The organism is Methylobacterium sp. J-030 (genome assembly GCF_022829545.1).
GTDB lineage: Bacteria > Pseudomonadota > Alphaproteobacteria > Rhizobiales > Beijerinckiaceae > Methylobacterium.
In genome coordinates this window covers 50,628-67,514 of record NZ_JAKSYM010000226.1, presented here as the reverse complement: position 1 = coordinate 67,514, position 16,887 = coordinate 50,628, and the positions used below count along the sequence as shown (strand labels likewise).

Below are 16,887 nucleotides of genomic sequence, written 5' to 3'. Positions count from 1 at the left end.
CCGGACGGGATCGAAAGACGCCGTTTCCGGCCCTGTCTATCAGTTCGGCATCGGCTTCTGCTGCTGCTGCGCGCTCGGCGTGCCGTTGGCGGCGCCCTTCTGAATGCCGTGCAGGAAGTCGACGGCCGCGATCAGCTGCTTGTCCTTGGCCGGGTCCGGCGGGACGTAGGCGGAGGAACCGCCCCGCTCGTCGGTATCCTTCTGCTTCAGGTGGCCCTTCAGCCCGGCTTCGCCCTTGGTCTCGTCCTTGCCCTTCAGCTCGTCCGGCACGTCCTGCGTCACCTCGACATCGGGCTCGATGCCCTTCGCCTGGATCGAGCGACCGGAGGGCGTGTAGTAGCGCGCCGTGGTCAGCCGCAGGGCGCCCGAGCCGCCGAGCGGGATGATCGACTGCACCGAGCCCTTGCCGAAGGAGCGGGTGCCCAGGATGGTCGCGCGCTTGTGATCCTGAAGGGCACCGGCCACGATCTCGGAGGCCGAGGCCGAGCCGCCGTTCACCAGCACCACCACGGGCTTGCCCTTGGTGAGGTCGCCGGCCTTGGCCGAGAAGCGCTGGGTCTCGTCGGGGTTGCGGCCGCGGGTCGAGACGATCTCGCCGCGATCCAGGAACGCGTCCGACACCATCACGGCCTGATCGAGCAGGCCGCCCGGGTTGTTGCGCAGGTCGATGATGTAGCCCTTGATCTTGTCGGGTCCGATATCGCTCGACAGCTTGTCGATCGCGGCGCGCATGCCGTCGAAGGTCTGCTCGTTGAACTGCGTCAGGCGGATATAGGCGACGTCGCCGCCCTCGACCTTCGAGCGCACCGGCTTGATCTTGATCACGTCCCGGGTGAGCGTGACGTCGATCGGGTCCTTCGACTCCTTGCGGCTGATCTTCAGCTTCACGCTGGAGTTCACCGGCCCGCGCATCTTGTCGACCGCCTGATTCAGGGTGAGGCCCTGGACCTGGTCGTCGTCGATCTGCGTGATGATGTCGTTCGCCAGCAGGCCCGCCTTGGCGGCCGGCGTGTCGTCGATCGGCGTGACGACCTTGATCAGGCCGTCCTCCATCGTGACCTCGATGCCGAGCCCGCCGAACTCGCCGCGGGTCGTGGTCTGCATGTCGCGGAACGCCTTGGCGTCCATGTAGCTCGAATGCGGGTCGAGCGAGGCGAGCATGCCGTTGACGGCCGCCTCGATCATCTTGGATTCGTCGGGCTTCTCGACGTAGTCCGTGCGGACCTTCTCGAAGACGTCGCCGAACAGGCTGAGCTGGCGATAAGTCTCGGCCGATGCGGCCACCGCCCGCGGGCCCGACAGGAAGTCGGTCTGGGTCGCCACCATGGAGGTGCCGGCACCCAGGAAGGCGCCGAGCATGATCAGGGAAGTCTTGCGCATCAGCCGCGAACCTTCTCGCCAAGTACCGTATTTTTCGGGCTCTTCGCCCACCACGGCTCCGGATCGATGGAGCCGCCGTCCTTCTTGAACTCGACGTACAGGGTGGGATCGCCCTCGGACCCGCTGGAGCCCGCGCCCTTCTCGCCCATGCTGCCGACCGGCTCGCCCGCGAGCACGAACTGGCCGACCTCGACGCTGATCTGTTCCATCCCCGCGAGCAGGAGATAGTAGCCGTCGCCCGCGTTGATGATCAAGAGTTGGCCATAGGACCGAAACGGACCCGCGAACTGCACCCAACCGTCGGCCGGCGACGAGACCGACGCCTTGGGACGGGTCGAAAACGAGACGCCGCGGCTGGTTCCGCCGTTGCCGTCGGGCTGATTGAAGCCCCGCGCCAGTTTTCCGCTCACCGGCCGCGGCACTTCGCCCCGCGACTCGGCAAAATGCACCTTCGGTGCCAGCCGGGCGGGATCGCGGAAGCCTGCCGCGGCAAATCGCTCCTGGGTCGCCTTCACCTCGCGTTCGGCCGCCGCCCTGGCCTCCTCGGCCGAGCGCTTGGCCGCGGCGGCCTCGGCCTCGGTCCGGTCCATCAGGTCCTTCAGGGTTTTGGCCTGGGCGCCGAGCTCGGCCGCGCGGCGGCGCTCGGCGCTGAGCCCGCTCTCGACCTCGGCCTGACGGGCGCGCCGCGCCGCCACCAGCGCTTCGAGCCGCTGCTTCTCCCGCGCCCAGCCGGCGAGGTCGGTGGTCAGCCCGTCCTTGTCCTGGGCGATCAGGCCGCGCAGGCGGATCATTTCCGCGAGATCGGCGGCCAGCGTGTCGACCTCGCCGCGCAGTTCCGGCACCACGGCGCCGAGCAGCATCGAGGTCCGGATGGCCGCGAGCATGTCCTCGGGGCTCACCAGAACCGCCGGGGGCGGGCGCCGGCCCATGCGCTGCAGTGCGGCCAGGATCTCGGCGACGACGCCCCGGCGCGCCTGGAGCGAGCGCCGGATGGCGGATTCACTCTCGCTCATGGCCTTCAGGCGCTCTTCGAGGCGGCTCAGCCGCTCCTCGGTCGCCTGCGCCTGCCGGCCGGCATCGAGGAGGGCGGAGTCGAGCTTGGACCGGTCGGACCCGATCGCGGCGATCTCGGCCTCGAATTGCGCGCGCTGAGTGGTGCTGGCGTTCAAGGCATCCTGAACGCGCTTCAGATTCTCGGCGCGACGGTCGCGCTCCTCGCTCGCCTTCTGAGTCGCCTCGGCATCCGCGGGGGAGGGGGGCTCGGCGTGCAGCGGCGCGCCGAGGCAGGTGGCTGCCAAGAGAAGAATGGGCAGGGCTCGGCGTCGGCTCCTCCCACCCAACCCCCTCATCCTGCGGTACCGAAGCGAAGCGAAGGCCTCGAAGGAGCCCTCCAGGGATCGCGCGGCCGGCTGGAGCCCTCCTTCGAGGCCCGCTAACGCGGGCACCTCAGGATGAGGGGCGGGGATGGGATTTTTCGATGCGCGCGGCCGGAGCGCAGCCTCGATCGCCCGCCGGATCCAACCGTTCTCCATCTCGAACTCAGCCACGATCCGTCAGCCCGCCTCGCCCCGGTGATAGGGGTGGCCGGCCAGGATGGTCAGGCTGCGGTAGATCTGTTCGAGGGCAAGCACGCGCACGAGTCCGTGGGGCAAGGTCGCCGCCCCGAACGACAGGATCAGCTCCGCCTTCGACCGAATTGAGGCGTCGAGGCCGTCCGGCCCGCCGATCGCCACCATCAGTGCCGGCCGCGACGCGTCGCGCCAGCCGGCGAAGCGCTCCGCCAGGGCTTCGCTGGAGATATCGGCGCGGCCGCGCTCGTCATAGGCGATCATGATGCCGCCGGGCGGGAGAAGGGCGCTCAGCGCCGTCGCCTCCTCGGTGCTGCGGTCGACGGCGCGCCGCGCGCGGGATTCCGGGATCTCGACGCTGTCGCAGGCCGGGAAGCCGAGCCCGCGCCCGACTTGGCCGGCGCGCTCGCCATATCGTGACGCCAACTCGCGCTCGGGCCCCGCCTTTAGACGCCCGACCGCCGCCAGCAGAAGGCGCAAGCGCCGGCCTAACCGACCGCGAGGCCGACCGGCCGATCCGCGCCCCACATCTTCTCGAGGTTGTAGAAGCCGCGCACCTCGGGTCGGAAGATGTGCACGAGCACGTCGCCCGCATCGATCAGCACCCAGTCGCAAGCCGGCATCCCCTCGACCCGGGCGTTGCCGAAACCGCGGCTCTTCATCTCCTGGATGACCTTGTCGGCGATCGAGCCCACGTGGCGCTGCGACCGGCCCGACGCGATGATCATCGTGTCGGCTAGCGACGTCTTGCCGGCGAGGTCGATGGCGATCGTCTCCTCGGCCTTCATCTCGTCGAGGCATTCGAGGGCGAGGGCCTTGAGGTCTTCCGAGCGCGCCAAACCGGGCTCCTCCGGGGCGTGGACGGGGGTGCGGATCGTCTCCGTGCGGATGGTTTCGGGCAGCGTCCTGGTTCCTCGTGGGGCCGCGCGGCGTCACGCCCCGCTGGGTTTTCTGAAATTGGCGGCATCGGGCCGCGATTGCAACCGCGCCGGCGTCGCGTCCCGGCTGGGGCTGCGCATACCGTTACGGATCTCTGTCGAGGACAGGCTGGAGCGCGGCCCGTGCAGGAAGGTCCAGGCGGGGGGGCGGCGCAGTGCGAAGGTCGAGGCGGCCTCCTCGGGGATGCGCGCCTTCGCGAGTCGCCGGGCAGCCCGGGCGCTGAGCGGCGTCATGGTCGAGCCGGGCCGGTCGATCACCGCGATCGGCATGAGCCGTGCGATCTCCGGGGCGCCCTTCCAGCGGTGGAAGGTACCGAGCGAATCAGCACCCATGATCCAGACGAAGTGGATGCCGGGGCAGCGCCGCTTGAGGAAGCGCAGCGTCTGAACGGTGAAGCGCACGCCGAGCGCCGCCTCGACGCCGGTCACGGCGATGCGCGGATGCCGGGCGATCCGGCGCGCCTGCGCGCAGCGCGCCGCGACGGTCGGCAGCGCGCTGCGGCTCTTGAGCGGATTGCCCGGGCTCACCAGCCACCAGACCCGGTCCAGTCCCAACCGGCGCATCGCCATCAGGGTCACGTGGCGGTGACCGAGATGGGCGGGGTTGAAGGATCCGCCGTAGAGGCCGATCCGCATGCCGGGCGCGCTCGGCGGCAGGTTCAGCCGCACGCCGGACCTTCACAGGCCGTCACGGACGGATCTGACCGCTGCCGTGGACCCGGTACTTGAAGGTCGTCAGCTGCTCGACACCCACCGGGCCGCGGGCATGCATCCGCCCGGTGGCGATGCCGATCTCGGCGCCGAACCCGAACTCGCCGCCATCGGCGAATTGCGTCGAGGCGTTGTGGGTCACGATCGCCGAATCGACCTCAGCCAGGAAGCGGGCCGCCTCGGCATCGTTCTGGGTGATGATCGCGTCGGTGTGGTGCGAGCCGTAGGTCTCGATATGCTCGATCGCCGCGCCGATCCCGTCGACCACGCGGACCGCGATGATCGCGTCGAGGTACTCGGTGTGCCAATCCTCCTCGGAGGCGGCCGTCACCCGGGGATCGACCGCCCGCACGGCGGCGTCGCCGCGCACGGCGCAGCCGGCATCGAGCAGGGCGGTCACGAGCGGCGCGAGATGCGTGTCCGCGCAGGCGCGGTCGACCAGCAGGGTCTCGGCGGCGCCGCAGACGCTGGTGCGGCGCATCTTGCTGTTGAGCAGCACGGTCTTCGCCATGTCGAGGTCCGCCCCGGCGGCGACGTAGACGTGGTTGATCCCGTCGAGATGGGCGAAGACCGGCACCCGCGCCTCCTGCTGGACGCGGGCCACGAGGCCACGCCCGCCCCGGGGCACGATCACGTCGACGCAGCCGTCGAGGCCGGCGAGCATCAGGCCCACGGCCGTCCGGTCGCGGGTCGGCACCAGCTGGATCGCGTCGGCGGGCAAACCGGCATCGGCCAGCCCCAGGCTCATCGCCCGGGCGATCGCCATGGCGCTGCGGTGGCTGTCGGAGCCGGCCCGAAGGATCGCGGCGTTGCCGGCCTTCAGGCAGAGGGCGCCGGCATCCGCTGTGACGTTGGGGCGGCTCTCGAAGATCACGCCGATCACCCCGAGCGGCACCGCGATCCGCTCGATCAGCAGGCCATTCGGCCGCTCGATGGCGGCGAGCTGGCGCCCGACCGGATCGGCCAGCGACCCGATCTTCTCCACCGCGTCCGCCATGGCGGCGAGGCGGCCGGGATCGAGGGTGAGCCGGTCGATCAGCGCGACACTCTGGCCGGCCTTCTGCGCCGCCGCCACGTCGCGGGCGTTCTCGGACTGGATCTCGTCGCGGTTGGCCCGCAGGCGTTCGGCGATCGCCTTCAGGGCGATGTCCTTGGTCTGGGCCGAGGCCAGGGCCATGCCCCGGGCGGCGGCCCGGGCCCGCCGGCCGATCGCCGCCATCTGCTCCGGCAGGGCATCGGCCTCGGCCAAGTCCGATCTCAGATTCAGGACGGGCACGCTGGCGTCCTCAGGTAGCGACGGCCGCTCATCGGCGCGACAGGGCAGGGGAGCCGTCTTTGCACATCGCGCGGCGCACCGACAAGTGTGCCGCAGCACCGAGGACGACAATACTTAACGGGGTTGGACCGAGCGAATGCAGATCGATCGCAACACTCTTAGAACAATGCCAAGTCATCGCGATGCACCATCCAGGCGCGACCGGGATAGTCGAGCAAGTCCGGGATACGCGCACTGGGATGACCGATGATCAACGCGGCCTCGGCATTGTCGTAGGCGACGAGGCCGCGCCCCAGGGCCCGGCCTTCCGGGTCGCGGATCTCGACGGCATCGCCGCGGGAGAAGCTCCCCTCGATGGCCCGGACGCCGACCGGCAGGAGGCTGGCGCCGCCCCGGAGGGCCTTCATGGCGCCGGAATCGATCGTGAGCGCCCCCCGGGGTTCGAGGGATCCGGCGATCCAGGTCTTGCGCGCCGCCGTCGGCGTGGAGCCGGACAGGAACCACGTGCAGCGCGCACCCTCTCGCACGGCCTTGAGCGGGTTCTTTCCACGCCCGTCCGCGATCACCAGATGGGTGCCGCCCGATGCGGCGATCTTGGCCGCCTCGACCTTGGTGCGCATGCCGCCCCGGGACAGCTCGGAGGCCGGACCGCCTGCCATCGCCTCGATCTCCGGGGTAATGCGGTCGACGACGGCCAGATGGCGGGCCTCCGGGTCGCTCTTCGGCGGCGCGGTGTAGAGGCCGTCGATGTCCGAGAACAGGACCAGCACGTCCGCGTCGATCATGGTGGCGACCCGGGCGGCGAGGCGGTCGTTGTCACCGTAGCGGATCTCCGAGGTCGCCACCGTGTCGTTCTCGTTGACGACCGGAACGGCGCGCATCTCCAGGAGCTTGAGCACGGTCGCCCGGGCGTTGAGGTAGCGGCGCCGCTCCTCCGTGTCCTGCGGCGTCACCAGGATCTGGCCGGCCACGATGCCGTGATGGCCCAGCGCCTCGGCCCAGTGCCGGGCGAGGGTGATCTGCCCGACGGAAGCCGCCCCCTGGCTCTCCTCCAGCCGCAGCGGACCGGGCGGCAGGCCGAGCACCGTCCGCCCGAGCGCGATGCTGCCCGAGGACACGACCAGCACGTCGACCCCGCGCACATGCAGCTCGGCGATATCTTCGGCCAGGGCCGCGAGCCACGCATGCCGCAGGCGGCCGGCATTGCGGTCGACCAGCAGCGCCGACCCAACCTTGATGACGACGCGACGGAAATCTTCGAGGGACGGGATCATGGTTCTTGGCACACGGGGGCACGGGGCCGGTTTGGACGAGGTTTTTGGTCCAGCACAGCGGCCCACCGAGGCTGGGGGCAGAGACCGGATCGGGGTGACGCGCTCAGGCTGCCGGGCTGTAGGCGGGCACGAGATCGGTTTGGATGAAGTCGTCTCCCTTGAAGAGGAGCGAGACGGCGTAGACCTTGGCGACGGCGTAGGACAGGCAGTCTCCGAAGTTCAGGCAGGCGGCATGATGCCGACCCTTGCCGTAGCGGCTGAAGGCGTCGGCCGCGGCTCGGTAGGTGTCCACACCGAAGTCGACGGTCCGGATGCTCGGCGTCGCGATAAGGCGATCGAGAAACGTGTCGGCGAAGGTCGGCATCAGAGAGCCAAGCACCATTCGGGTTTCGAGAAGCGTCGGCGCTCCCACGAGCGCCCGACGACGAACGATGATCGCATCGAAGATTTGCCCCTCGGGTTCGCCGATCGCGATCGCGACGAGGGCGGAACTGTCCAGCGCGATCACGCCGGCAAACCGTTCCCATCATAGAGCCAGCCGTGATCGTTGAAGGCTCCCGGTACGATGTGCGGACGCGCCTCTTCCACCAGGGCTCGGATCGCCCTGAGCTCGGCCTGTTGTTCGGAATTCAGTTCGCCCTCACCGGATGTGTTTCGGTCGAGGTCTCGAAGGGCGGTCGCGACTGTCTCATCGAGCGAGGTGCCGAGGCGGCCGGCAAGGTTGCGCGCGCGCTGAAAGTCCTCGTCGCGAATCGTCACCAGCTTGGGCATCGGGCTATCTCCGGCGCCAGCTTATCGCGCAGGCGCCGCTCCGTCACTCACGGCTGCCAAGCCGCCACCGGCTCCCGATCCGCCTCGGCGCTGGCGTCGATCTCGGCCTGCAGCGCCCGCAGCGCCTCCGGTACGCCCTTCCGGCTCGCCGAGGACAGGACCAGCGGCGCGCGGCCCGCGGCGCGCTTCAGCTTGGCCACCTGGCTCTTGAGCGTCTCGGCATCGAGCGCGTCGGCCTTGGAGAGCGCCACGATCTCGGGCTTCTCGGCGAGGCCGTTGCCGTAGGCCTCGATCTCGCCGCGGACGAGCTTGTAGGTCTTGCCGGCATGCTCGGTGGTGCCGTCGACGAGGTGCAGCAGCACCCGGCAGCGCTCGACATGCGCCAGGAACCGGTCGCCGAGCCCCACGCCCTCGTGCGCCCCCTCGATCAGCCCGGGGATGTCGGCAAGCACGAATTCGCGCCCGTCGGAGCGGACCACGCCGAGGCCGGGATGGAGCGTTGTGAACGGATAATCGGCGATCTTCGGCTTGGCGGCAGTGACGCTCGCCAGGAAGGTCGATTTGCCGGCATTGGGCAATCCGACGAGGCCGGCATCGGCGATCAGCTTCAGCCGCAGCCAGATCCACATCTCCTGGCCTTCCAGGCCGGGATTGGCGTGTTTCGGGGCGCGGTTGGTCGAGGTGGTGAAGTAGGCGTTGCCGAAACCGCCGTTGCCGCCCTTGGCCAGACGGATCCGCTGGCCGACCTCCGTCAGGTCGGCGAGCAGGGTCTCGCCATCCTCGGAGAAGATCTGCGTGCCGGCCGGGACCTTCAGCACGGTGTCGGCCCCGTTGGCCCCATGGCAGTTCGAGCCCATGCCGTGCTCGCCCTTCTTGGCCTTGAAGTGCTGCTGGTAGCGGTAGTCGATCAGGGTGTTGAGCCCCTCGACGCACTCCACCCAGACGTCGCCGCCGCGGCCGCCGTCGCCGCCGTTCGGACCGCCGAACTCGATGAACTTCTCCCGCCGGAACGCGACGCAGCCGGGACCGCCGTCGCCGGAGCGGACATAGACCTTGGCTTCGTCGAGGAATTTCACGGTTCGTCTCTCATGCCTGCGGGCCGCTCGTAAGCGGCCTCGCGTTCCATATGGGATGCGGGACGATCAGGAGGCCAGTGCCAGATCCGGAGCGGCCGCCGCCCGCGCGCGCTCCCACTCGGCACGCTCAAGGGCGAACCAGTCCAGCGCCCGCTGGCCACCCCGCGCCGGGCAGGGCGTCAAGCGCTGCTCGACCCAGCGGAAGCCGGTCTTCGCGATCACCCGCTGCGAGGCGCCGTTCCCCGGCAGGGCGCCGACCGTCAGCCGCTCTCCGCCCGAATAGGCGAAGAAGGCGTGGACCAGGGCCGCCGCGGCCTCGCTCATCAGCCCGTGCCCCCACCAGGGCCGGCCGAGCCAGTAGCCGAGATGCGGCGCGTCCTCGGCCCCCGCGATCCCGATCAGCCCGATCAGGCTGCCGGGGGCCTCGCGGCGCGCCAGCGCCAGGGTCAGACCCGTCCCGGCGCTGTTGGCGCCGCGCACCGTGACGAGGAACTCGTCAACCGCGTGGCGTTCGAGCGGGTGGGGGATGTGGCTCGTCGTCTCGGCCACGGCGCGCTCGCCCGCGAGCGTCACGATGGCCGGCACGTCCTTCGCGGTCGGCCAGCGCAGCCACAGCCGGCGCGTCTCGAGCCGGAAGACATCGTCACGGGTCAGATTGGGGAACATCGTGCCCTCGCAGGGCGATGCGCCCAGCTCCGGGGCACCGCCTCAAGACGACGAAGGGGAGGATGGCGTCCCATCCTCCCCGGTGTTCCGTCCGATCCGGCCCGTCGGGGGCTCGGCTACGACGTCTCCGGTCCGGTGTGGGACACCGGGCGGGACGCCAGCTTCGCCACTCCGGGCGCCCGCCTGTTATTCCGCGGCCTCGTCCAGCGGTGCTACCGTCACGAAGGCGCGCCCGCGGCGCGTCTCGAAGCGGACATGACCCGGGATCAGCGCGAACAGCGTGTGATCCTTGCCCATGCCGACATTGGCGCCGGGATGCCATTTGGTGCCGCGCTGACGCACGATGATGTTGCCCGGAATCACGGCCTCCGAGCCGAACTTCTTGACGCCGAGGCGCCGGCCTTCCGAATCACGACCGTTGCGGGACGAGCCGCCTGCCTTCTTGTGTGCCATGGGATGAACTCCGAATTCTGATCTGCTGCGATGCGGTCGCGGATCGGATCCCCGGGGACCCTCACGCGCCCAGCGTTAGCCGTGCCTCAGGCCGAGATGCCGGTGATGCGCACGACCGTATGGTCCTGCCGATGGCCGCGCTTGCGGCGCGAGTTCTGCCGGCGGCGCTTCTTGAAGGCGATCACCTTCTTGTCGCGGCCGTGGCGCACGATCTCGCCGGTGACGCTGATGCCCGACAGGGTCGGGGCGCCGACCTGGGTGGCGCCGGCGCCGTCGGCGAACAGCAGAACCTCGCCAAAGGTCACGGCCTCGCCGGCCTCGCCGGCCAGGGTGGCGATGGTGATGGTGTCGTTGGCGGCGACGCGGTACTGCTTACCGCCCGTCTTGATGACTGCGAACATCGTTCTCTCGTGTTCTCGAACGGCCTCCGGGACGGCTGTCCCTGGACCGGCTTCTTGTTTGAAGTCATTGAACGGGCTCTCGGCCCGGACAACGCGAAACGCGCGGACCCCGAGGAGAGGCCGCGCGCCATGCGGGCTCACTAGGGGCGGGGCGACCGCGTGTCAATCCTCCGACGCCTTCCTCAGCGGAACCGCGTGCCCGGCACGAGGACGCCCTTGGCGGTGGTGCCATCCGGCCCGAACGCCGCCAGGGCGTTCGCGCACCAGGCGTCGCGGCCGACAGCGGCGAGTTGCTGGCGGACCTGCGTCGCGCGGGTCCGCAGCTTCTCCTGAAGCGCCGGTTCCTGTCCGGTGTTGACCCGGGCCGCGAGGCGCAGGTTGGTGAGCTGCCCGGCCTTCATCTGCACGCCGGGGCAGGATTGCTCCGCGATGATCGTCGTGGTGGCGGCATCCGCGTAGCTGTCGAGGGGCGAGGCCGGAGCGGCCGCGGGCGGCACTTGCGCGATGGCCGGGCCGGCAAGGAGCTGAGCCAGAAGGATCATCGCCGGACGGGGGCGGCTCCCCGCCGAAACGCGCTGCGTTCGGTCCCTCGCGACACCGCATTGAGTCATCGTCGACCTTCATGATGCCTTGCGACGGCGGCTGCCTACACCGGGCCCGGGGCAGCCGCCAACGGGTCTGCCCGGGGGTCTGACCCGCTACGGCGCCGCCTTGAACTCGCCCTCGATGCGCAACGTCACCTCGTCGCCGAGCAGCGGCAGGTAGGCGTTGATGCCGAAGTCCGAGCGCTTGATCACCGCACGCCCGTCGAACCCGACCGTGTAGCGCTGATCCACCGGGTGGATGCCGGCTTGATTGAAGGTCGCGTCGATCGCGAATGGCCTCACCGTGCCACGTAACGTCAGGTCCCCGGTGATGCGCGCCGTGGTCGGGCTCGTCGGCTCCACCTTGGTGGCGGTGAAGGTCGCGGACGGGAACTTGGCCGTGTCGAAGAAGTCCGGCGCCGCGAGGTGCTCGTTGAGGCGCGAGCTGCCGGTGATCACGCCGCCGAGGGGCACGCTGACCGAGAGCTGGCTCTTCTCCGGAGCCTTCGGGTCGAGGGTGAGGGTTCCGGTCAGGCCGGCGAACTGGCCGTAATAGGTCGAGTAGCCGAGATGGGAGACCGACCAAGTGATCTTGCCGTGATCGGGATCGAGCACGTAGGCCCCCGGTCGCACCTGGTTCGGGTCCGCGCTCGGCGCGACCGGAACGGCCGATGCGGGGTCGTCCGCCGCCCGGGCCGGGGCGAGGGACAGCAGGCCCAGCAGGGCGAGAAGTGGCGCGCGCATGGTCGTCCCCCCGGGCGTTGTCCCCCGCGGCCGGCCGAGCTCGGCCGGCGCGGCGCCCCTGATTTCATGAAGTTCCGGCTCACTCAAGCGCGTCTGGCGGACGCGCGCGGGGTTCTGTAGGCAATCCCGAACAGCGGGCAGGCGCAAAATGATCGGAAAACTCAAGGGCATCGTGGATTCGTTCGGCGAGGATTTCGTCATCCTCGACGTCGCCGGAGTCGGATACATCGTGCACTGCTCGGCGCGGACCCTCCAGCGCATGCCGAAGGTCGGCGAGCCGGCTGACCTGTCCATCGAGACCCATGTCCGCGAGGACATGATCCGCCTGTACGGCTTCCGGTCCGATGCGGAGCGGGAATGGTTCCGCCTGCTCCAGACCGTGCAGGGCGTCGGCGCCCGCGTTGCCCTCGGGGTCCTCTCGGTGCTGGAGCCCGAGGTGCTGGCCGGCGCCATCGCGACGGGGGACAAGGGCGCGATCAGCCGCGCGCCCGGCGTCGGCCCCCGGCTCGCCGCCAGGCTGGCGGCCGAGCTGAAGGACAAGGCCCCCGCCTTCGCCCCGATCGATCCGGCCCTGGTCGCCCTGGCCGGCGCCGCCGAGACCGGTACGGCCCCCGGCCCGGTCGCGGACGCCGTGTCGGCGCTCGTCAACCTCGGCTACCCCCAGGTTCAGGCCGCGTCCGCGATCGCCGCCGCGCTGAAGGAGGCCGGCCCCGATGACGAGGCGAAGGTGCTGATCCGCCTCGGGCTCCGCGAGCTCGCCCGCTGACGGTGCGCGTGTGCAACTGAGTGCGGGCGGATCCCGTCCCTTGACCCGCCGGATATCGAGTGCCATTTCGGCGCCAGACCGGTAAGATGTTGAAAAGACGCCACTTTTCAATTTTTCTAAACTGGCGCACCGAAATGGCGCGGCCCGTCCACGCGGGAGGCGCTGGAAGAAGGCGGGATCTGCGAGGCGCATGATCGTCTGTTCTTGCAACGTCATTTCGGACGGCGCCGTCCGGTCGTGTCTGGCGCCAGGTCCGGGCTGTCCGCGAACCCCCGCGCAGGTCTATGCCTGCCTCGGATGCAGTCCGAAATGCGGGCGTTGCGCCCGGACCATCCGGGCCATCATGCGCAGCGCCCTCGGCCAGGATGACGGCGCGGAGGGCAGCCATGTCTGCACCGCCGCTTGCACTCGGGCTTGCAGTTTGGTTTTACTCCAAACTGCGGATGAGGGAGTCGCGGCCTGACGTGACTGCCCCCGCCCAAGAAGACGTCAAGGAGTCCGGGGGCTATGAAGGGCGACACAAAGGTCATCGAGTATCTCAACCGTGGCCTGCGCAGCGAGCTGACTGCGGTTAGTCAGTACTGGCTGCACTTCCGCATGTTGAACAACTGGGGTTACATCGATCTCGCCAAGTTCTGGCGCAAGGAATCGATCGAAGAGATGAATCACGCCGATCGGTTCATCGATCGGATCCTGTTCCTCGATGGCTTCCCCAACCTGCAGGAGCTGGAGCCCCTGCGGATCGGTCAGAACGTTCAAGAGGTCATCGAGTGCGATCTTGCGGCCGAGCACGGCGCGCGCGATCTCTACCTCGAAGCCGCGCATTATGCGGATTCGATCAACGACCGCGTGTCCATGCGGCTGTTCGAGGACCTCGCCGAGGACGAGGAGGGTCACATCGACTTCCTCGAGACGCAACTCGACCTCATCAAGAATATCGGCCTGCCGCTCTACGCCCAGCGCCACATCGGCGGGCTTGAGCCGATCGCGCCGGAGAAGGATTGATCCGGTCCGGGCTTCGGCGCCGCCGGCGTCCGGACTATACGCGGGGGAGGGGGCCACGAGGCTCGCTCCCCTGAACGTCGAGGCGAGGGCAAAAACCGGGATGCGGCTCGTTGTGGTGGGCGCCGATGGGCGCATGGGGCGGATGCTGGTGCGCGCGGTGGCGGAGGCGGAGGGCTGCACGCTCTCGGCGGCGATCGAGCGATCCGGCTCGCCCGCACTCGGCCAGGATGCAGGGCTCCTGGCCGGCCTCGCGCCCCTGGGCGTCTCCGTCTCCGATGACCCGCTCGAAGCCTTCGCGGCGGCCGACGGGGTGCTCGACTTCACAACCCCCGCGGCCACCATTCAGTTCGCCGAACTGGCCGGTCAGGCCCGCATCGTTCACGTGGTCGGGACCACCGGCCTGTCGGACGAGGATCGCGAGAAGCTGAAGGCGGCCTCGTATCACGCGCGGATCGTACAGTCGGGCAACATGTCGCTCGGCATCAACCTGATGGCCGAGCTCGTCCGGCGCGTGGCGAAATCGCTCGGCGACGAGTTCGACATCGAGATCTGCGAGATGCACCACCGCATGAAGGTCGACGCCCCCTCGGGGACGGCGCTGATGCTCGGCGAGGCCGCCGCCGAGGGCCGCGACGTCGCGCTGAAGGCGGTCCGCGTCTCGACCCGAGACGGCCATACCGGCGCGCGCAAGCCCGGCGATATCGGCTTCGCGACCCTGCGGGGCGGCACGGTGGTCGGCGACCACAGCGTGATCTTCGCCGGGCCGGGCGAGAGCCTGACGATCAGCCACCACGCCGCCGACCGTGGTCTCTTCGCTTCAGGGGCGGTCAAGGCCGCGCTCTGGGCCCATCCGAAACCGCCGGGGCTCTACGCCATGACGGACGTGCTCGGCCTCTGACGGGGATTCGATGACGCGCCTTCTCGTCCTTGCCCGGCATGGCCAGAGCGCGTTCAACCGCCAGAACCTGTTCACGGGCTGGCGCGACCCCGAGCTGACCGAGCGCGGCGTCGCGGAGGCGCAGTCCGCCGGCCGCCGATTGAAGGGGGACGGCTATGCCTTCGACGTGGCGTTCACCTCCGGGCTGGTGCGGGCGCAGCATACCTGCGCGCTCATGCTCGACGCGATGGGGCTCGCCGGCATCCCGGTGGTGCGGGACAGCGCACTGAACGAACGCGATTACGGCGACCTCGCCGGCCTCGACAAGGACGAGGCGCGCAAGCGGTGGGGGGACGAGCAAGTCCACCAGTGGCGCCGCGCCTACGACGTGCGTCCGCCTGGCGGCGAGAGCCTGAAGGATACGGCCGCACGGGTGCTGCCCTTCTACATCACGGCGATCCTGCCCCGGGTGATGCGCGGCGAGCGGGTGTTGGTGGCGGCGCACGGCAGTTCGCTGCGCGCCCTTGTGATGGTGCTCGACCGGCTCGACAGCGACGCAGTTGCCGCCCTGGAGATCAGGACCGGCGAGCCGCTGGTCTACCGGCTCGAAGACGACACGTCGGTCGCGGAGAAGAGCGTTCTCCCCCGGGACGAGACGGACGGCTGAGTGGCGACGGAACTGGCGCCGGGTCTGATCCACCATCCGGGCTTCCTCGATCCGGCGGCCCGTCTTCGCCTTGCCGAACAGGTCGCTGCGATACTCGAGGCGGCACCGCCCTTTGCCCCGCGGATGCCCCGCACCGGGAAGCCGTTCTCGGTGCGGATGTCGAACGCCGGGCCGCTCGGCTGGGTCTCGGACCGGAACGGCTACCGCTATCAGGCGACACATCCCGAGACTGGCCGTCCCTGGCCCGCGATCCCGCCGACTGCGCTGGCCGCCTGGGAGGCTCTGGCGCGGTATCCGGCGTTACCGGAAGCCTGCCTGATCAACCTCTACGATCCGGCCGCCCGGATGGGCCTGCATCAGGATCGCGACGAGGCCGATTTCTCCGCTCCGGTCGTTTCGCTCTCGGTCGGGGCGCCCGCTTTGTTCCGCTATGGCGGTCTGCATCGCACCGATCCGACGCGCTCGGTGCGGCTGCTCGCCGGGGATGCCGTGGTGATTGGAGGCGCCTCGCGGCTGATCTTTCACGGGATCGACCGGCTCTATCGGTCCGCCGACCAGCTGGTCGAGCTACCTCTCACAAGGTTTCTGCCAGCTGGAGGCCGTTGCAACCTGACGCTGCGCCGGGTGAGCGACCGAACCGGCCGACCGGGCGAACCGGGTCTCCCGATTTCCTGATCTGTCTCGTGCTTGACACCGGCGGCGCGGCATCGGACGCATCGCGGGCGGCGGCGCCCGGCGGCCCCCCCTGGAGACACGAAGGCCGATGCTGGTGCGGAATCTGTCGCTGCGTCTCGGGCGGATCCTCGTCCTCTCAAGTTTGGTCTTCGGCACCCCCGCGTGGGCCGGGGAGCCGGTCTATCCGCCGGGCTCCCGCTTCGGTTTCGAGCCGCCCGCCGACATGACGCTGTCGCGGCGCTTCACCGGCTTCGAGCGCAAGGAAGGCGGCGCCACCGTGTCGGTGGTGGAGCTGCCGCCGAATGCCTTCGCGGAACTCGTCAGCGGCTTCACCGACGCGAACCTGCTGAGCCAGGGTTTCGCGGTCGAGAAGCGCGAGGAGGTCAAGATCGGCGACAACGAGGGCATGCTCTACACCGGCGAGCAGCCCGCCGATCCGAACGCCTCCGCCCCTGCGATCCGGAAGTGGATCCTCGTCATCGGGGCGCCCAGCGTGACGGGCCTCGTCATCGCGCAGGCCCTTCCCGACGCCGAGACCGAGGCGTCGATGCGCAGGATGGTGACCGGCGTCACCTTGCGCCCTGCGCTGTCGCTGACCCAGCAGGTCGACGCGCTGCCGTTCCGGATCGGCGACATGGCGGGTTTCCGCCCCGTCCGCGTTCTGGCCGGCAACTCCGTCCTGCTGACCCAGGGCCCCAAGGACCAGATGCAGAATCTCGAGCAGCCGATCCTGGTCCTGGCCCAGGCGGTCCAGCAGCCGCCGACCGCCGAGCAGCGCGACGGCTTCGCCCGGGCAGCCCTCGCGTCGAACCAGACGCTCAAGGATTTTGTGATCGAGCGGGCGCAGAGCTACCGCTCGAACGGGGTGGACTGGCACGAGATCGTGGCCCGCGCCGTCGATCAGCCGACCAACCTGCCGGTGGTGGTCTCGCAGACCATCCGCTTCAACCCGGACGGCTATCTGCGCGCGCTCGGCGTCGTCCGCGAGGACCAGCGGGCCGGGGTGTTGGCCAAGTTCCGCGCGCTGGTGGATAGCATTCAGATGAAGTAGCGCC

22 protein-coding genes are annotated in these 16,887 nt (G+C 69.7%); 7 read left to right on the top strand and 15 right to left on the bottom strand.

The features are described from left to right. Positions 1-39: 39 nt before the first annotated feature. From MKK75_RS16020 to MKK75_RS15950, 15 genes are all read right to left on the bottom strand, one after another. Positions 40-1,380 (bottom strand): S41 family peptidase, encoded by a 1,341-nt coding sequence (locus MKK75_RS16020; RefSeq protein ID WP_244043545.1) that lies wholly within the window; start codon positions 1,378-1,380, stop codon positions 40-42. Further along, entirely contained in the window at positions 1,380-2,678 is a 1,299-nt protein-coding gene (locus MKK75_RS16015) for a murein hydrolase activator EnvC family protein (RefSeq protein ID WP_244043544.1), read from the bottom strand. Before MKK75_RS16015 ends, MKK75_RS16020 begins: the two co-directional genes overlap by 1 nt. 255 nt (positions 2,679-2,933) lie before the next feature. Further along, the gene (gene rlmH, locus MKK75_RS16010; RefSeq protein WP_244043543.1) at positions 2,934-3,428 is read right to left on the bottom strand and encodes a 23S rRNA (pseudouridine(1915)-N(3))-methyltransferase RlmH; all 495 of its coding nucleotides are present in this window, start codon (positions 3,426-3,428) and stop codon (positions 2,934-2,936) included. An 8-nt stretch (positions 3,429-3,436) separates the two neighbouring features. Further along, complete coding sequence (gene rsfS, locus MKK75_RS16005; protein WP_244043542.1) at positions 3,437-3,787, bottom strand: ribosome silencing factor; 351 nt, start codon at positions 3,785-3,787, stop codon at positions 3,437-3,439. Between the two features lie 93 nt (positions 3,788-3,880). Next, positions 3,881-4,555, bottom strand: a complete 675-nt coding sequence (locus MKK75_RS16000) for a nicotinate-nucleotide adenylyltransferase (protein ID WP_313901864.1) — start codon at positions 4,553-4,555, stop codon at positions 3,881-3,883. 19 nt (positions 4,556-4,574) lie between these two features. Next, positions 4,575-5,873 carry a glutamate-5-semialdehyde dehydrogenase gene (locus MKK75_RS15995; RefSeq protein ID WP_244043541.1) on the bottom strand — a complete coding sequence of 433 codons (1,299 nt, stop codon included), beginning with the start codon at positions 5,871-5,873 and terminating at the stop codon, positions 4,575-4,577. A 158-nt stretch (positions 5,874-6,031) separates the two neighbouring features. Further along, positions 6,032-7,147 carry a glutamate 5-kinase gene (gene proB, locus MKK75_RS15990; RefSeq protein WP_244043540.1) on the bottom strand — a complete coding sequence of 372 codons (1,116 nt, stop codon included), beginning with the start codon at positions 7,145-7,147 and terminating at the stop codon, positions 6,032-6,034. A 103-nt stretch (positions 7,148-7,250) separates the two neighbouring features. Beyond that, positions 7,251-7,655, bottom strand: coding sequence for a type II toxin-antitoxin system VapC family toxin (locus MKK75_RS15985; RefSeq protein WP_244043539.1), 405 nt, complete (start codon positions 7,653-7,655; stop codon positions 7,251-7,253). Beyond that, positions 7,652-7,918: a hypothetical protein gene (locus MKK75_RS15980; protein ID WP_244043538.1), complete on the bottom strand. Its 267-nt coding sequence runs from the start codon at positions 7,916-7,918 to the stop codon at positions 7,652-7,654. The genes MKK75_RS15985 and MKK75_RS15980 overlap by 4 nt, the downstream gene beginning before the upstream one ends. A 47-nt stretch (positions 7,919-7,965) precedes the next feature. Next, on the bottom strand, positions 7,966-8,994 hold the full coding sequence (obgE, locus tag MKK75_RS15975) for a GTPase ObgE (RefSeq protein WP_244043537.1): 1,029 nt from the start codon (positions 8,992-8,994) through the stop codon (positions 7,966-7,968). 66 nt (positions 8,995-9,060) lie between these two features. Beyond that, on the bottom strand, positions 9,061-9,660 hold the full coding sequence (locus MKK75_RS15970; RefSeq protein ID WP_244043536.1) for a GNAT family N-acetyltransferase: 600 nt from the start codon (positions 9,658-9,660) through the stop codon (positions 9,061-9,063). Between the two features lie 186 nt (positions 9,661-9,846). Next, complete coding sequence (rpmA, locus tag MKK75_RS15965; protein ID WP_244043535.1) at positions 9,847-10,113, bottom strand: 50S ribosomal protein L27; 267 nt, start codon at positions 10,111-10,113, stop codon at positions 9,847-9,849. 86 nt (positions 10,114-10,199) lie between these two features. Further along, the gene (gene rplU, locus MKK75_RS15960) at positions 10,200-10,514 is read right to left on the bottom strand and encodes a 50S ribosomal protein L21 (protein WP_238286425.1); all 315 of its coding nucleotides are present in this window, start codon (positions 10,512-10,514) and stop codon (positions 10,200-10,202) included. Between the two features lie 182 nt (positions 10,515-10,696). After that, positions 10,697-11,056, bottom strand: coding sequence for a hypothetical protein (locus MKK75_RS15955; RefSeq protein ID WP_244043534.1), 360 nt, complete (start codon positions 11,054-11,056; stop codon positions 10,697-10,699). Between the two features lie 156 nt (positions 11,057-11,212). Then, the gene (locus MKK75_RS15950; RefSeq protein WP_244043533.1) at positions 11,213-11,842 is read right to left on the bottom strand and encodes a YceI family protein; all 630 of its coding nucleotides are present in this window, start codon (positions 11,840-11,842) and stop codon (positions 11,213-11,215) included. A 148-nt stretch (positions 11,843-11,990) separates the two neighbouring features. On the opposite strand from MKK75_RS15950, the gene ruvA reads away from it, so the two are divergent. The 7 genes from ruvA (at position 11,991) to MKK75_RS15915 (ending at position 16,883) form a co-directional block, all read left to right on the top strand. Continuing rightward, positions 11,991-12,608 carry a Holliday junction branch migration protein RuvA gene (gene ruvA, locus MKK75_RS15945; RefSeq protein WP_244043532.1) on the top strand — a complete coding sequence of 206 codons (618 nt, stop codon included), beginning with the start codon at positions 11,991-11,993 and terminating at the stop codon, positions 12,606-12,608. Positions 12,609-12,798: 190 nt separating this feature from the next. Then, the gene (locus MKK75_RS15940) at positions 12,799-13,071 is read left to right on the top strand and encodes a bacterioferritin-associated ferredoxin (RefSeq protein WP_244043531.1); all 273 of its coding nucleotides are present in this window, start codon (positions 12,799-12,801) and stop codon (positions 13,069-13,071) included. A 44-nt stretch (positions 13,072-13,115) separates the two neighbouring features. Then, positions 13,116-13,613 carry a bacterioferritin gene (gene bfr, locus MKK75_RS15935; RefSeq protein ID WP_244043530.1) on the top strand — a complete coding sequence of 166 codons (498 nt, stop codon included), beginning with the start codon at positions 13,116-13,118 and terminating at the stop codon, positions 13,611-13,613. A 100-nt stretch (positions 13,614-13,713) separates the two neighbouring features. Next, a complete protein-coding gene (gene dapB / locus MKK75_RS15930) occupies positions 13,714-14,511 on the top strand; it encodes a 4-hydroxy-tetrahydrodipicolinate reductase (RefSeq protein ID WP_244043529.1) in 798 nt (265 codons plus the stop codon). Between the two features lie 10 nt (positions 14,512-14,521). Then, positions 14,522-15,157 carry a 2,3-bisphosphoglycerate-dependent phosphoglycerate mutase gene (locus MKK75_RS15925; protein ID WP_244043528.1) on the top strand — a complete coding sequence of 212 codons (636 nt, stop codon included), beginning with the start codon at positions 14,522-14,524 and terminating at the stop codon, positions 15,155-15,157. Further along, on the top strand, positions 15,158-15,832 hold the full coding sequence (locus MKK75_RS15920) for an alpha-ketoglutarate-dependent dioxygenase AlkB (protein ID WP_244043527.1): 675 nt from the start codon (positions 15,158-15,160) through the stop codon (positions 15,830-15,832). It begins immediately after the preceding gene. Positions 15,833-15,920: 88 nt separating this feature from the next. Next, positions 15,921-16,883 carry a hypothetical protein gene (locus MKK75_RS15915; RefSeq protein ID WP_244043526.1) on the top strand — a complete coding sequence of 321 codons (963 nt, stop codon included), beginning with the start codon at positions 15,921-15,923 and terminating at the stop codon, positions 16,881-16,883. Positions 16,884-16,887: the final 4 nt, after the last annotated feature.